16 protein-coding genes are annotated in these 12,894 nt (G+C 46.6%); all 16 read right to left on the bottom strand.

Translation table 11 applies throughout. The annotated features are described in order from the left end of the window. Window positions 1–240: 240 nt before the first annotated feature. The 16 genes from GGQ95_RS14140 to fakB all read right to left on the bottom strand — a co-directional run bounded on the left by GGQ95_RS14140 (window position 241) and on the right by fakB (window position 12,805). Entirely contained in the window at window positions 241–1,053 is an 813-nt protein-coding gene (locus GGQ95_RS14140; RefSeq protein WP_183186999.1) for a flagellin N-terminal helical domain-containing protein, read from the bottom strand. 115 nt (window positions 1,054–1,168) lie between these two features. After that, a complete protein-coding gene (gene csrA, locus GGQ95_RS14135; RefSeq protein ID WP_066149565.1) occupies window positions 1,169–1,396 on the bottom strand; it encodes a carbon storage regulator CsrA in 228 nt (75 codons plus the stop codon). Beyond that, window positions 1,397–1,840: a flagellar assembly protein FliW gene (gene fliW, locus GGQ95_RS14130; protein ID WP_044746287.1), complete on the bottom strand. Its 444-nt coding sequence runs from the start codon at window positions 1,838–1,840 to the stop codon at window positions 1,397–1,399. Window positions 1,841–1,898: 58 nt separating this feature from the next. Beyond that, complete coding sequence (locus GGQ95_RS14125) at window positions 1,899–2,453, bottom strand: DUF6470 family protein (RefSeq protein ID WP_183186998.1); 555 nt, start codon at window positions 2,451–2,453, stop codon at window positions 1,899–1,901. Window positions 2,454–2,473: 20 nt separating this feature from the next. After that, window positions 2,474–3,394 (bottom strand): flagellar hook-associated protein FlgL, encoded by a 921-nt coding sequence (gene flgL, locus GGQ95_RS14120; protein WP_183186997.1) that lies wholly within the window; start codon window positions 3,392–3,394, stop codon window positions 2,474–2,476. Between the two features lie 10 nt (window positions 3,395–3,404). Then, window positions 3,405–4,985, bottom strand: a complete 1,581-nt coding sequence (gene flgK, locus GGQ95_RS14115) for a flagellar hook-associated protein FlgK (protein ID WP_183186996.1) — start codon at window positions 4,983–4,985, stop codon at window positions 3,405–3,407. Between the two features lie 102 nt (window positions 4,986–5,087). Beyond that, window positions 5,088–5,582, bottom strand: coding sequence for a flagellar protein FlgN (locus tag GGQ95_RS14110; RefSeq protein ID WP_159720425.1), 495 nt, complete (start codon window positions 5,580–5,582; stop codon window positions 5,088–5,090). Window positions 5,583–5,636: 54 nt separating this feature from the next. After that, entirely contained in the window at window positions 5,637–5,906 is a 270-nt protein-coding gene (flgM, locus tag GGQ95_RS14105) for a flagellar biosynthesis anti-sigma factor FlgM (protein WP_044746292.1), read from the bottom strand. A 239-nt stretch (window positions 5,907–6,145) separates the two neighbouring features. Continuing rightward, window positions 6,146–6,565 carry a TIGR03826 family flagellar region protein gene (locus tag GGQ95_RS14100; protein WP_066149547.1) on the bottom strand — a complete coding sequence of 140 codons (420 nt, stop codon included), beginning with the start codon at window positions 6,563–6,565 and terminating at the stop codon, window positions 6,146–6,148. Window positions 6,566–6,593: 28 nt separating this feature from the next. Continuing rightward, window positions 6,594–7,034, bottom strand: coding sequence for a YaaR family protein (locus GGQ95_RS14095; protein ID WP_044746303.1), 441 nt, complete (start codon window positions 7,032–7,034; stop codon window positions 6,594–6,596). A 12-nt stretch (window positions 7,035–7,046) separates the two neighbouring features. Continuing rightward, window positions 7,047–7,304 (bottom strand): flagellar biosynthesis protein FlhB, encoded by a 258-nt coding sequence (locus GGQ95_RS14090; RefSeq protein WP_044746293.1) that lies wholly within the window; start codon window positions 7,302–7,304, stop codon window positions 7,047–7,049. Beyond that, window positions 7,301–9,100, bottom strand: a complete 1,800-nt coding sequence (locus tag GGQ95_RS14085) for a hypothetical protein (protein ID WP_221212116.1) — start codon at window positions 9,098–9,100, stop codon at window positions 7,301–7,303. The genes GGQ95_RS14090 and GGQ95_RS14085 overlap by 4 nt, the downstream gene beginning before the upstream one ends. A 254-nt stretch (window positions 9,101–9,354) precedes the next feature. Further along, complete coding sequence (locus GGQ95_RS14080) at window positions 9,355–10,071, bottom strand: ComF family protein (RefSeq protein ID WP_183186994.1); 717 nt, start codon at window positions 10,069–10,071, stop codon at window positions 9,355–9,357. Beyond that, complete coding sequence (locus tag GGQ95_RS14075; RefSeq protein WP_183186993.1) at window positions 10,068–11,570, bottom strand: ATP-dependent helicase ComFA; 1,503 nt, start codon at window positions 11,568–11,570, stop codon at window positions 10,068–10,070. The genes GGQ95_RS14080 and GGQ95_RS14075 overlap by 4 nt, the downstream gene beginning before the upstream one ends. Window positions 11,571–11,726: 156 nt before the next feature. Further along, window positions 11,727–11,900: a hypothetical protein gene (locus GGQ95_RS14070; RefSeq protein WP_159720429.1), complete on the bottom strand. Its 174-nt coding sequence runs from the start codon at window positions 11,898–11,900 to the stop codon at window positions 11,727–11,729. Window positions 11,901–11,962: 62 nt separating this feature from the next. Next, window positions 11,963–12,805, bottom strand: coding sequence for a DegV family protein (gene fakB, locus GGQ95_RS14065; RefSeq protein ID WP_183186992.1), 843 nt, complete (start codon window positions 12,803–12,805; stop codon window positions 11,963–11,965). Window positions 12,806–12,894 lie beyond the last annotated feature (89 nt).

Genomic DNA, 12,894 nt, shown 5'->3' with positions numbered 1-12,894 from the left:
TACGGACCTCATCACCATAGCCAATGGCCTTAGGTGGTACGCCCTAGTCGTTGAACCTTCTCCACTCTTTCGAGACAGGAGCTTGGCTGCTGATTACCCATTGTTGCATCCTTCCTTTTTTTGCACCTTCACGCCTGCCGTTTCCAGCTTCGTTGTGGCAAGGAAGGCTTTAGGGCTTCCCAGCAATTCACCCAGTCATCATCTAGCCCGTTTCCAGGCTAGACGCCCTTCCAATCCAAATTACCGTAATAGCTGCAATACTCCTTGCGGCATTTGGTTGGATTGAGCCAACATTGATTGCGCAGCTTGCATTAAGATGTTGTTCTTCGTGAACTCCATCATTTCTTTCGCCATGTCAACGTCACGGATACGTGATTCAGCAGCTGTTAAGTTTTCAGAAGTGGCGCCAAGGTTGTTAATTGTGTGTTCTAAACGGTTTTGCACCGCACCAAGTTTAGAACGCTCTTTTGATACAGTTTCAATAGCGTTATTAATGGAAGTAATAGCAGAATTAGCACTTCCAGAACTTGCAACACTCAATGAATTAATAGTAAGTGCTGAAGCTCCCATGTTTGCAATTGTAAGAGTGATGGACTGTCCGCTGTTTGCACCAATATGGAATACCTTATTGTTGAAAGTTCCATCTAACAACTTTTGAGTGTTAAACTCCGTATTTTGAGAAATACGGTTAATTTCAGATACAAGTGCGTCAATTTCACTTTGAATCGCTGTACGGTCAGCACTTACGTTTGTGTCGTTAGATGCTTGTACAGCAAGCTCGCGCATACGTTGAAGGATAGCATGAGTTTCCGTTAATGCGCCTTCAGCTGTTTGAATTAAAGAAATAGAGTCTTGCGCGTTTTTAGATGCCATTTCTAAACCGCGGATTTGGCCGCGCATTTTTTCAGAGATGGCAAGACCTGCTGCATCGTCGCCAGCGCGGTTAATGCGGAAGCCAGAAGAAAGCTTCTCAAGGTTTTTCGCAGCTTGAGTGTTGTTGAACGCTAATTGACGGTGCGTGTTTAACGCAGAGATGTTGTGTTGAATTCTCATTTTCGAAATTCCTCCTTGAATTGATATTTTTCTACATCCTTGTAGAATTGGAAGACAGGATCTCCCTGCTCTCCATTTTTTATATCGGTACCATTCGCGAAATGTTTAATGCTTTTTAGCTTTTTTTGTTACTTTTTAATTGCTGCAATAATTTTGTCGAAATGTCGACAGCCTGCCTGTTTTCTTCTTGAATAGATAAATAGATTTCTTTGCGATGTATATCAACATGCTTGGGGGCAATAATCCCGAGCTTCACTTGTTCCCCTTCTACTGAAAGCACTTTAATTTCAATGGAATCCCCGATCATAATCGATTCATTTTTTTTTCTCGTAAGCACCAGCAATTATACTTCCTCCTTCCCATGTACAGTTGAAATCGGGAAACGGATCGGATAATCGCTATCATGAAGAATCAGTTGTTTGCCGATTTTTTCTTTTATATTAATGACTATGGGCGCTTTGAGATTCAGAGTCGAATCAATAAAAGGTTCTCTTAATGTCATGATGGCATACGTTACACAGTCGTCTGGAGAATCCAGTTTCAGCTTGGAAATATCATCCTCAGTCAATTCAAAAGTATAGTTAGCATAAAAAGCAAAAGGGTAGGCAATCACAAATCCCACATGGCTGTGACCAACGGATTGCAAAATGGCAAAAGCAGATTGATCCTCTAGTGGCAAAATAGCAAATTGTTTTTCTGTTTCAAACCCCGGTAATCCGTTAGGAAAATGAATGATTTGGTCATCATTGATTTCCACTTCTCCTAGAAATTTCGATACAATTTTCATACTATACCCCTTTCTTCCCTTTCACAAAAAAAACGGTACACCGCAACGGTACCGCTTCTCAATATTTAACATCGATTTTAATGGACGGATACTGAATCATATAACCTGATACTTTACCAGGTGTATATTCGTGAATCGGCCGATTCACGTTCACGCTGATAATCGGTTTATTTGTATCGACTTCAATATTTACTTCGCTCGGTTGATAATCGATTTTGACGCTATGCACAGAAGGAATAAATTTTATAGTAAGACCGCTATAAAGCCTTATTCCTTTTTCTTTTTCCATTTCCGCAATGACATTTTCTTTATCTTCAATTTTCATCAACCGATCCCCTTCCTGCGCACGCCGAGAAATGCCTTCTAACACTGCCTGTCGCCCTTCCTGAGCAAATTCTCTTGAAGAAGCTAACGGACCAATGAGCCCCATATCGCTCCAAGCTTTCGATTGATCAATTGTTAATCGGGCAGGCTTTGAATCCATCAAAACCGTTGCCGGTGGCTGCTTAATATTCAGATCAGCTTTAGGCTGCTCTATTTGTTGAATAGGCCTTTGAATGTTTAACCCAAGAATGGCTTTAGTCGTTTGAATTTGTATTTGCGGAAAATCCATGCTCTCACCTTTTTTATTTATTATGAACGCAGGAAATCAACTAAAGTCGGCTGAATAATACGCGCACCCACACTTAACGCAACACGATGCACACTTTCCTGTGAAATAAGATTCGTAATCGTTTTTTCGTAATCAATATCTTCATTATCAGACATGACTCTTGTCATAATCACTTCTTGCGAAGATAAGCGATTCTCCATCATTTCTACTCGATTTTGTTTGGCCCCCAGCTCCGAACGCGCAGATAATAATACATCTTGTTGCTTTTGAATATCACCTAAATAGTTATCGATATCGTCTCCTGTTTTACTTCCGTCCCTTAAATCGATTTTTATTTTTTGCAATAGGCCAACAAGCCCGTCCTGTCCTGTTGCACCAGCAAATAAATCCTTACCATTAATATTAACATCAAGCTTAATTCCGTCAAATACCTCGATTTCTACATCACTTGTATTAGCATTAGGATTTAATCCCAATGCTGTTCCAGTGCTTTCAGGATAAGAAGTAAACAACGGATTTTTTGTATCAGCGCCATTAAAAATATATTTATCTCCTATCTTCGTATTAGCCACATCCACAATATGTTTTTGAATTTGTTCGATTTCATCGGCAATTTTCTGGCGATCTGAAGGAGTTGCCGTGTCGGTAGACGCTTGAACAATCAGCTCCTGCACACGCTGCAAAGCAAGGCCCACCTGATCAAGGGCATCGTCAGCACTATCAATCCAGTTATTAACCTCGCCAATATTGCGCTGATATTGTTGTACACGCTCTAAGCCTTCACGGTAAGCAATTCCTTTCATCGCAACCACAGGATCATCAGATGGACGTGTAATCTTTTTTCCCGTTGTCAGCTGTTCTTGATATATTCCAAGCTTTTCATAACTGTTTGATAAATTGCGAAGCATATTATTGGCAAGCATCGACTGCGTCACTCTCATTATAAACCACCTACCTTCCTACAATGCCCATTCCGTTGATGATTTTATCAAGCATCTCATCAATGACCGTGATTTGCCGGGCTGCTGCATTATAAGCGTGTTGGAACTTAATCATATTCGTCATTTCTTCATCAAGAGATACTGAGCTTACCGACTGCCTATTATTCTCAACCGACAAAACTAGCGTTTCCGCATTGGTCTCCATGCGTTTCGCTTGCTGACCATCTACACCAAGCTTTCCAATAAGCCCTTGATAAAACGTTTGTACGGTTCCCCCGTTAATCGGAACACTAATCGTATCTCCGCTTGGAAGGGTAGCACTTCCGCTTGCAATTTGGATGTCCTTAATCATTGCTAAGTAAAGAGCATTGCTTCCGTTACCGGTTTCTCCAGACTTAGAAGAAGCAGCAATTTTTGATAAATTCGCCATAATGCTAGCAGATACTTCAATAGTAGCCGCTGCCCCTTTCTCTGGAGGAGATCCGATTGACGTTTTAAAGAAATCTTCTCCAGCAACTCCCTCTAAATCAAACCCAGCTTGATGCTGTGAATTAAACATAGTAACAAACGAATAAGCCATTTTATCTAAATCCGCCAGCATATCCGGATAGTACCCTTTTATATTGTCGGGGCCTGTGCCATAGCCATACATCTCAATTAACGCCTTCATTCGTCCAGATGCTATTTGATCAGGCAAGAGAGAGGAGGTATTTCCCTGTTCATCAGTAATTTGGATATGTGAAATATATCCGTCGGGATTGGTGGGATCGCCTGAAACAGCAGGATCCACTGAGAAAGAGGAAAATCCGTTTTGTGTGACAATTTTCATTAAAGATCCATCACCATTCACCATAGAAATTTCATAAATTCCTTCAGCAATATCAAGAGAATTGCCACCTGAAGGAACTGTATCCACCTTTACATTGATGAATTTTGATAATTCATCCACAAGAGCATCACGTTTGTCATAAAGATCATTCGGTAAATAACCGTTTGGTTCAATTGCTTTAATTTGGTCATTTAATTCACTAATTTGTTTTAAAATGGAGTTCACTTCAAGCAATCCTGTTTTAATTTCTTGTCCTAAATCCGTGCGGATTTTCGAAAGGGAATTCGAAAGATACCGAAAAGATTCTGCCACCGCTACTCCTCTTTGACGAACAGCAGCACGAGCGCCCTCATTTTCCGGATTTGTGCTTAAATCCTGCAATGATTGCCAAAACTGGGACATTACTTTTCCTAACCCAAAATCACTTGGCTCGTTCATAATATCTTCCATCTTCGCAATGGCATCAGAACGGGTGCTCCAATATCCCAATTTCGTTGCCTCATCTCTGTACTGCAGATCTAAAAACTTCTCCCGCACGCGCTGGATCGAGCCGGCTTCGACTCCGGTCCCCATCTGTCCGGGAATTTGCGGGCGGTTCATCGAGGCTGGCGGATACGGCTCCGTTTCGGTAAAATTGACGCGTTGGCGCGAATAGCCTGGCGTGTTGGCATTGGCAATATTATTTCCTGTGACGTATAACGCCATTTGCTGCGTCGACATGCCGCGTTTGGCGATTTCCAATCCTTGAAAGGTTGAACCCATTGTCTTTTCTCCACTCCTTGAAGCCCCGCTCCGAAGCTTTGCGGGGGCTATACTTGAGATTCGAATCAGCCAAGCGCTTGAGAAACGCGAAATCTGATCCGCTTATGCTTTTGAGTCAAACAACGAACGTCCGCCTTCGTATCCCGAAGCAGCAGAATGGGGATTCTGGTAGTTGATTTCGGGCGTTTGCGGCAAAAGCAAATCCAAGGTCATATGAACAAATTGCAGCGATTGCTGGACGAGCTGCTGGTTGAGCTCATTCGCTTCCTTCAGCTCTCGAACGGCCTTTGATAGCTCTTCCTGCCGTTTCTTTAGCTCGCTCCGCTCCGGTTCAGCGGCCCTCTCGATGCAAGCGGCCAATGTCGGCGGCTCCTCCGCTGTGCTGGAGCGAGGAAAAAGCGCGGCAATCACATCGCTTCGCTTTTTTTCCAATTGGCTGATCAAAAAAATATGTTTCTGTTCATCCTGGATGATCGTCTTTAGGGCTTCCATATCTCCTTTTTTTAACACGTCTGTTTTTTTGTGGGCTGAATGCAGCAAATGCTTATGCAACTCCACATACTCTTCTAATAAATGAATCAGCGGCGCGGCAGACATGAAACCCCTCCTCTCCTGAAACTCCGCTTTCCGTTCGTTGTTGGGCTCTGCGCCTCATGATCGGGCATAGTAGTCATAGATGCTTTTAGCCACCGCATGGGCATCGATTTTATAGGTGCCGGACTGTACCTGTTCTTTCAACTGACGCACCTTATTTTCCCGTTCGATCTGCCATTGGGGATGCTGCTGTAATTCCTTCGCTTCTGCGGAAATCTCGACTTGATCCCGCTTTTTGCCGGTCTTACCGTTCTGAATCTCTTGGTTCGCATAATGTCTATAGGAATGAACTCCCGGTGACGAGATATTGTTCTGGTTGATGCGCACGGACAACCCTCCTTTTCTTCGTCCGATTCGTTGCTTCTTACTTATATTATCGGCAACGATTCTCGATGTTTTAATAGATGGCCTGAGAAGTTCCTTATCCGCCAAACAAAGAAAAGACAAAAAACTTCATGCTCTTACAGGGCGACTTGAACAATAACAAAACCGCCCCTGTCGCTTTGAAGCTACCAAATCGGCTCCGTCCGCTTAACAGGATTTTCTCTAGATAAAAGCGGCTAGATTTAGAAGTCTTTTGGATCGTCTTTTTTTGTATAATATACGGTCGTCGGCCGGCTGCTCTCTTTCTTTTTTGTTTCTTCTTTTTGCAGCTGCTCCACTTGCTGGCTGAGGTCTTGTTTACACGAAACACAAAGCTTGCCTTCGCGAATGATCGTGCCGCAGCGGCTGCAAGGGTAGCCTAAATTCGGAAAGTTGGCGAGCTGGAGCCGTCCCGATTTAATAAATTTAATAATCAGGCGTTCGGACACACCGGTTGCTTCCACTACCTCCGACAGTGTCGCCATGCGGTTTTCCCGCTTTCGCATATAGTTATACACCTTCGTAAACTCTTTTTCTTCCTCTCGATAGCATAGGTCGCAAATATCACGAAACTGATTTTTGACAAATAATCGGCCGCAATTCGGGCAATTTTCTAGATTCACTGTCGCCATCCCCCAATCCTTCGCTCATTTACGTGTAAACATTGATAATTAGCCCTTGAATTTCGCCAATGGCGCGTAAAATCCCCATCCCATCCTTTTCATTTTGCAATACTTGATTCGTTAAGTCGAGTAGCTTTTGATCCACCTCTTTCACGAGCTTATATAAGCGCTGGCGCCCATTCCAGCTGAAGCTGCGCTGTTCGGACAGCTGCAAGCCATGCTTGACTGCATCGTCCAATAAGGTTTTGACTAGCTTTTTGTATTTCCGCAAATCCTCAACTGAATGCGATTCAGCCAATACTTTTCCTTGGTCGGCAATTTGCTGGACAAGCTGCTGGAATCGCTCATACACTAAATCATCCTGCTTTTTGGCCATCACCTCAGCAAAGGATACGGAGGCAGAAGGAACCGTTTCCTTTGGCTGAGTTGTCTTGATCATATTCGGCTTTGTCACTTTTTGGACTTCCACCATACATCGCCTCTATTTCTGTTCTATGTTCTTTATGACGCGCAAAATTTCTCCGATCACCGCATAAAGCTGGGAAGGAACACGCTGCTGCGGGTCGGCTAAATGCTCGACAAGAGTGGCATCTTTTTGAATGGGAATACCTTGCTTTTCAGCGTGCTCGATCATTTCTTTTCCCATTTTTCCGCTTGGCTCAAGAGTTTCCAATAGACGCTCGGCTTCTTCTTCGTAGCGGCTTAATGCCGAAGCATATGTTTCATATGGATGCTTCATACCGTTATATCATAACCTTTCTCTTGAAGTTTCTCACTTGCGGACGGAGTTTGTAAAGAGGAAGAAACCGCTGACTCCGTCATTTTCGCAAAGGTCATTTTCGTTACATGGTAGCCGATTTCATTTAAATGCTCCTTAGCGGCTTCCATGAGCGGCTTGAGCGCGCTTTCCACTTGCTCATGATCGGTCTTGACCGTAATCGCTAAGTTGCGTTCCGCAGCTTGCAGCAGCAATCCGATTTTTCCGTATTGTTCCGTATCCAATAAAAAATATAAGCTGCAATTTTGCCAATCTAACTTTCCGTCCTCATTGCGCGAATTCAAATAGACGTGAACGGTTTCCATTTGATCTCGCATCATCAGTGGGAGCTGATGATATACCATAGTTTGCGTGTGGCTTTTTGCCTCAAACCGGCTCAATAGCTGCTGGCCTGTCAGATTTAAGACCGCCCGCTCTGCCTGCGAAGCTGTGCCGTACCCCCCCTCTCCGGCGCTGAGGAGCAGGGACTTCATATTTTTGCTTGGCAGCGGTCCGGTTTGGGTCATCACGGCCTGCGCGATTTCTTTTTCATGATGCATCCCCAATAAGCGCAGCTGCTCAAATATCCCTCGGGCGGAAAAGTCATCCGCTGCTGCCGGAAGCAGCCGTCCTATTTGCCCAGCGAGCGGCTGATTAGGCACGGAAGCAGATGGAGAGGCCTGCATCTCCGAGATAAAGCGCTGAATCTTGACATCTGCTGGTTGAAAACGGAGAGAGGAGACCGTCTGCCTTACCTCCTGAACGATGGATGCGGCATCGCTCCATTTTCCAGCTGAAATCAATTGCTTCGCTTCTGCCAGCTTTGCGCTTGCCTGAAGAAGCTGTTTTTCCGTTCCCATATCGGCAAACATCATGCATTCTCCGCGCAAAATCATGCGATCAAGCGTATAAACAGCCGCTTCGATCGACATCCTTGCTTGCGAACGGACCTGAGTCGAACGGGCGGTCAATATGGACGCTGTTTGCTCCAGCTTTTGGCCGGTCTCCCGCTGCCAGCTTTGAAACTCGCCAGTTGCTTGCGCCATTTTTTCCGTGACGGTTCGCACGACAAGCTCCTTTGCTTGCGGCGTGATTCCGCTGAACCATTCCTCATGACCGTACGTCCATTGAACCGTTTCCATATTGGTGCCTGAATCGGTTTCATTTCCGATCCAGCTTGATGTGTTTTCGGCAGCCGTTCCGTTTTTCTGGTCACTTGGAGGCTCCGGGCTTGTCTCTTTCACTGCTGGTGACTCCGTCGTCTCCTCCATGAGCTCCATCAATAGATCACCTAGCGGCTCTCCGTGCAGCGCTTCATGAACCGCTTGCATATGAAGGGACGTCAACGGAAGCTTTTTGCTGGCGAGAGCTTGAATCGTTTCCAGCTTTTCATCCATCGTTCCTTTTGTTTTTTCCAAGAAGCTTTTGAGAGCCGCCCGCTCTGCCTGGGTCAGAAACAAGCCTTGCTTTCTTAGCAGCTGTTCGATTGGAGCCAACGAATTTCCGGCCATCGCTTGAGCGGCTGCCGAGGGCGAAACCGCTTTAACTTCAAGAACATCACGATCCATTCCCGTGATTTGGACAACGAGCTTTTCCTTGTCTGGGATGTTCCCTTGAAAGCGGACATAGCGATCCTGTCCTTTGATCGTCACAATCGCCTCATTTGCGCTGACTTTTTCCTTGATGGCCACAAAAACGGTATCCCCTTCTTTGAGCGGGGCCGTTCCATTCTGGGAAGCGATGGATGTCTGCACCATCCAATCATGATAAATTTGCATGGTTTTCACACTCCGCTCTCTGATCTATGCTCAAGCATGTTGATGAACAGTCTTATTCCATGAAAACGCGCCTCTTCGTGCACAAAACGCCAACCATGAAAGAGCAGCAGTCTTGTGCAGCAACGCGGCCATTCATTTATCGCATTGGTCAAAGCAATCGGATTCTCACACAAAAGCGAATCATCAACACTCATGTTTTGCTACCTTTTATATCGGCAAATCACGATGAATGTTTATGAGCCAATCCAATCAAATTACGACCTCGCGAGGGTAAAAGAGGAAACGGCGGCAGCGCCGGCTTCCCGCAGCATTCGAGCCGCATGACGAACCGTGGTTCCCGTTGTGTAAATATCATCAATCAGCACAAATGAAGCATCGGCGGGCAGCAATACATCCGAACGCAAGTGAAAAACACGATCCGTTTCAAGCCGCTCATGCCTTGATTTTTTTGACTGCTTTGCGGAATCGAATCGTTCTAATGCGTCTAAAATCGGACAGCCGAGCAATTCGGCAAGCGCTTTTGCCTGATTAAAGCCTCTTTCGTATAAACGTGCGGAACTTAGCGGGATCGGGACGAGAAGTGAATCGCGCGGAAAGTGGCAGAAAAATTCACGGCACATATCGCTACGAAACGCTTCAACGAGCGCATAATCCCCACGAAACTTCCAGCGGGCAATCACCTCTTTCATAAAAGCATCGTACACGTATACAGATCGATTTTTCGTTAACACACCGCGCCATGCGTTGTCACGCTTCCAGCGGACACAATCGGCACATAATTCCCCTTGCCGATACGATTCGTCAACGCGGTCAAATGGACGACCGCAGCATTCGCATAGATCGCCAGCAATAAGGGCAAAAGAGCGGCGGCATTCATGGCAAAGCACATCTGTCTGTTTCAACATCAACAAATGTCTCCAACTCATTCGCTGCGCATAACGCCGATGGCACAACAAACAATGTTCACTCATGGACTCTTTAATAGCCCCCTTTCTTGAGCCAGACGGTTCATGCGAACGATCTGCCGTTTCGCGGCGATCATCGCTTTTGTTTTTCCGTAATGAAAAAAGCGGACGTCTCCGTTTGGATGCTGGGCGCTTCGTCCCACCCTTCCGGCAATTTGGACAAGCGCGCCCTCTGTAAATAGGTCATCCTCTGCTCCTAATACCGCCACATCAAGGCGAGGAATCGTCACGCCGCGTTCTAAAATCGTCGTCGTGACGAGAAGCGGAATCGCTCCTTGACGAAAAGCGTGCACTTTTTCCTTACGGGCGCTATCCTCGGCGTGGACCCCCTCGATCCGCGCATCCAGCTGCTTAAGTATTTGCACAACCTGCTGCAGCAGGGCAATATGCGGAACAAATAGCAGGGCTGGTCTCCCTCCTTGGATTCTCTCATTTGCCCAGGCCAGCACATTGCGGGGAAGCCTTCCTTTTTGCACTTGCTTCCGCCAATGACCACACCATTCAAAAGCAGGAACCGGGAGAGGATAGCCGTGATAGCGTGCCGGAATCGTCGCCGCCATTCGCTTGTTCTTTTGAATTTCCCGTTGCCATGCTGGATGGGGAGTCGCTGTTAAATAAATCAAAGCGGACGGTTCACAGCGGGCTTTGGCAGCTGCATATTGCAGCATCGGCTCCACAGAGTAAGGAAAAGCATCGACTTCGTCGATGATCATGACATCAAACGCGCGATAAAAACGAAGCAGCTGATGCGTGGTCGCCATGACAAGAGGGGCCTGTTTGAAACGATCCTCGCTTCCGCCATATAAAGCAATGACAGGAACCGTTGGAAACGCCTGCTTGAAGCGCGGAGCCAGTTCTAATACGACATCCATTCTGGGGGTAGCGATGCAGACGCGTCTGCCGCGCTCTAGGGCATGGGCGATGCCGGGAAAAAGCACTTCTGTCTTCCCCGCCCCACAAACAGCCCAGACCGTTAATTCATCATGGCGGTCTATGGCTTGCTTGACCGCTTCCGCCGCCGCTTGCTGGGCATGGGAAAGTTTGCCGCTCCAAACAAGCGGACGGTCATAAGCGATTCGCTTTGGGCTCACACAAGAAACGACAAGCGGAGTACATTCGCTCACCCTTCCCATCATCAAGCATTGCCGGCAATACGTACAGCTCTCTTCACAGCGGGCGCAGTGAAAGGAGGCAAAAAGATGGGCGCGCTCATTTCCGCATCGTTCACAGCGATAACCGCCGCGCTCGGTTTGAGTAATGCCTTTTTGATAACGCAAATAACCATTTTCATAATGGGCCTGAATCTGTTCCAGTGAAAAAGGGAGATCATCTATGAGAAGCTGTCTGCCTTCAAGAAAGGCAAGAAGAGTAGGAGAAAAGGGAAATTCGGGGTTTTTCTCGCAAGAAGGGAGATCGGGCAGACGGCTAATCGGCCGGCGGTCTTTATGCTTTTCCTTTGCCAGCGCTTCTGGAAGCCATTTGCCCTGTTCAAACACAAAACGCATCTTATCCCTCCATGATTCATTTTGGCGAATCGTTGCCTAAAGAAAAAAGCGGAACTGACGGTTTTCGGTTGAAGACAAAGCCCACAGTAGACTTTGGCTTCAACCATTTTAACAGCCTTTATGGATTGCGTCGGTTGCATCAAAACGCTTAGCAGATCAAGAACGCAGCCGAGTGAAAACGCGAACCGAACCCAAACGTTCATGAGCCGATGATGCAAGATGAAAGCGTTTATCAACATTCTGAAGCGGTCCGTACTGCTTGCTTCGGCAGCATTGATGCTTTTTCGGTTTCCCGCTGATGCCGCCGATCGACGGCTTGGCGATTGGCATGTGGACGGTCCCAGCCGTTTAGATAAGGGACTTGATGTCCCGTTCCATGATGATGAAGCTCTTTATGGGCGATACCAAGTGAGCCCGAGCGCGCCTTCGCCGAGATGCGTCCCAATGACCGGGCCGAAATAGCTGATCAAAAATTCCACATTCGGATAGGTTTGCACCAGCTCCTGCTTCCACGCCTCCGCTTCCTCCAAGCGGTTCGCATGGATAATCGCCGCTTTCAGGGGCACTCCGAGCTTGGCATCCTCGGCGAACAGCTCCTCGATCCGCTTGATCGCTTTTTTGCGCGTACGGATTTTTTCAAACGGCACAATGACTTTGTTTTGAAAATGAAGCAGCGGTTTCACCTGTAAAAGGCTGCCGATAAACGCTTGGGCACTGCTCAGCCGTCCGCCGCGCTGCAAATGGATTAAGTCATCCACCATAAAATACGCGCGCAACGAGGTTTTGATTTCGTCCAGGCGGGCAATAATCTCTTGGGGATGCTTGCCCGCCAGCGCCATTTCAGCGGCCTCCATCGCATAAAAGCCTTGTGCCATGCAGCTGATCTCCGAGTCATACGCGTACACCTGAAGGCCTTCTACCATGCCTGCTGCCGTTAACGCTCCTTGATACGTACCGCTTATGCCGCTTGATAAATGAATGCTCACCACCGCGTCATATTGCTTGGCCAGCGTTTCAAACAGCTCAACAAATGCGCCGATCGACGGCTGCGATGTTGTCGGCAAATGTTTATGCTGCCTCACTTCTTCGAAAAATGGCTCCGCATGAATATCCACTTCTTCCCGATAGGCTTCAATGCCAAAGGAAACGCTTAATGGAATCATATAAATGTGCAATGCTTCGCGCACGTCTTTCGGAATATATGCCGTACTATCCGTGACAATCGCTGTCCTCATCATTCATACCTTCCTTATTTTAATTATGGCCTTTGCTGATCCATTGTCACAGCGGATACGCTGCACCAATTCGCTCATGCAGGACCTTT

Origin of the sequence: Anoxybacteroides rupiense, assembly GCF_014196195.1 — a bacterium.
GTDB lineage: Bacteria > Bacillota > Bacilli > Bacillales > Anoxybacillaceae > Anoxybacteroides > Anoxybacteroides rupiense.
This window is presented reverse-complemented; position numbering and strand designations above follow the sequence as displayed.

Bases quoted from the DNA above. Each gene is read 5' to 3' on its own strand.
- GGQ95_RS14140 (WP_183186999.1), bottom strand. From the start codon at position 1,053: ATGAGAATTCAACACAACATCTCTGCGTTAAACACGCACCGTCAATTA.
- fliW (WP_044746287.1), bottom strand. From the start codon at position 1,840: ATGAAAATTGTATCGAAATTTCTAGGAGAAGTGGAAATCAATGATGAC.
- GGQ95_RS14125 (WP_183186998.1), bottom strand. From the start codon at position 2,453: ATGGATTTTCCGCAAATACAAATTCAAACGACTAAAGCCATTCTTGGG.
- flgL (WP_183186997.1), bottom strand. From the start codon at position 3,394: ATGAGAGTGACGCAGTCGATGCTTGCCAATAATATGCTTCGCAATTTA.
- flgK (WP_183186996.1), bottom strand. From the start codon at position 4,985: ATGGGTTCAACCTTTCAAGGATTGGAAATCGCCAAACGCGGCATGTCG.
- GGQ95_RS14110 (WP_159720425.1), bottom strand. From the start codon at position 5,582: ATGTCTGCCGCGCCGCTGATTCATTTATTAGAAGAGTATGTGGAGTTG.
- GGQ95_RS14090 (WP_044746293.1), bottom strand. From the start codon at position 7,304: ATGAAGCATCCATATGAAACATATGCTTCGGCATTAAGCCGCTACGAA.
- GGQ95_RS14085 (WP_221212116.1), bottom strand. From the start codon at position 9,100: ATGCAAATTTATCATGATTGGATGGTGCAGACATCCATCGCTTCCCAG.
- GGQ95_RS14080 (WP_183186994.1), bottom strand. From the start codon at position 10,071: ATGAGTGAACATTGTTTGTTGTGCCATCGGCGTTATGCGCAGCGAATG.
- GGQ95_RS14075 (WP_183186993.1), bottom strand. From the start codon at position 11,570: ATGCGTTTTGTGTTTGAACAGGGCAAATGGCTTCCAGAAGCGCTGGCA.
- GGQ95_RS14070 (WP_159720429.1), bottom strand. From the start codon at position 11,900: ATGCCAATCGCCAAGCCGTCGATCGGCGGCATCAGCGGGAAACCGAAA.
- fakB (WP_183186992.1), bottom strand. From the start codon at position 12,805: ATGAGGACAGCGATTGTCACGGATAGTACGGCATATATTCCGAAAGAC.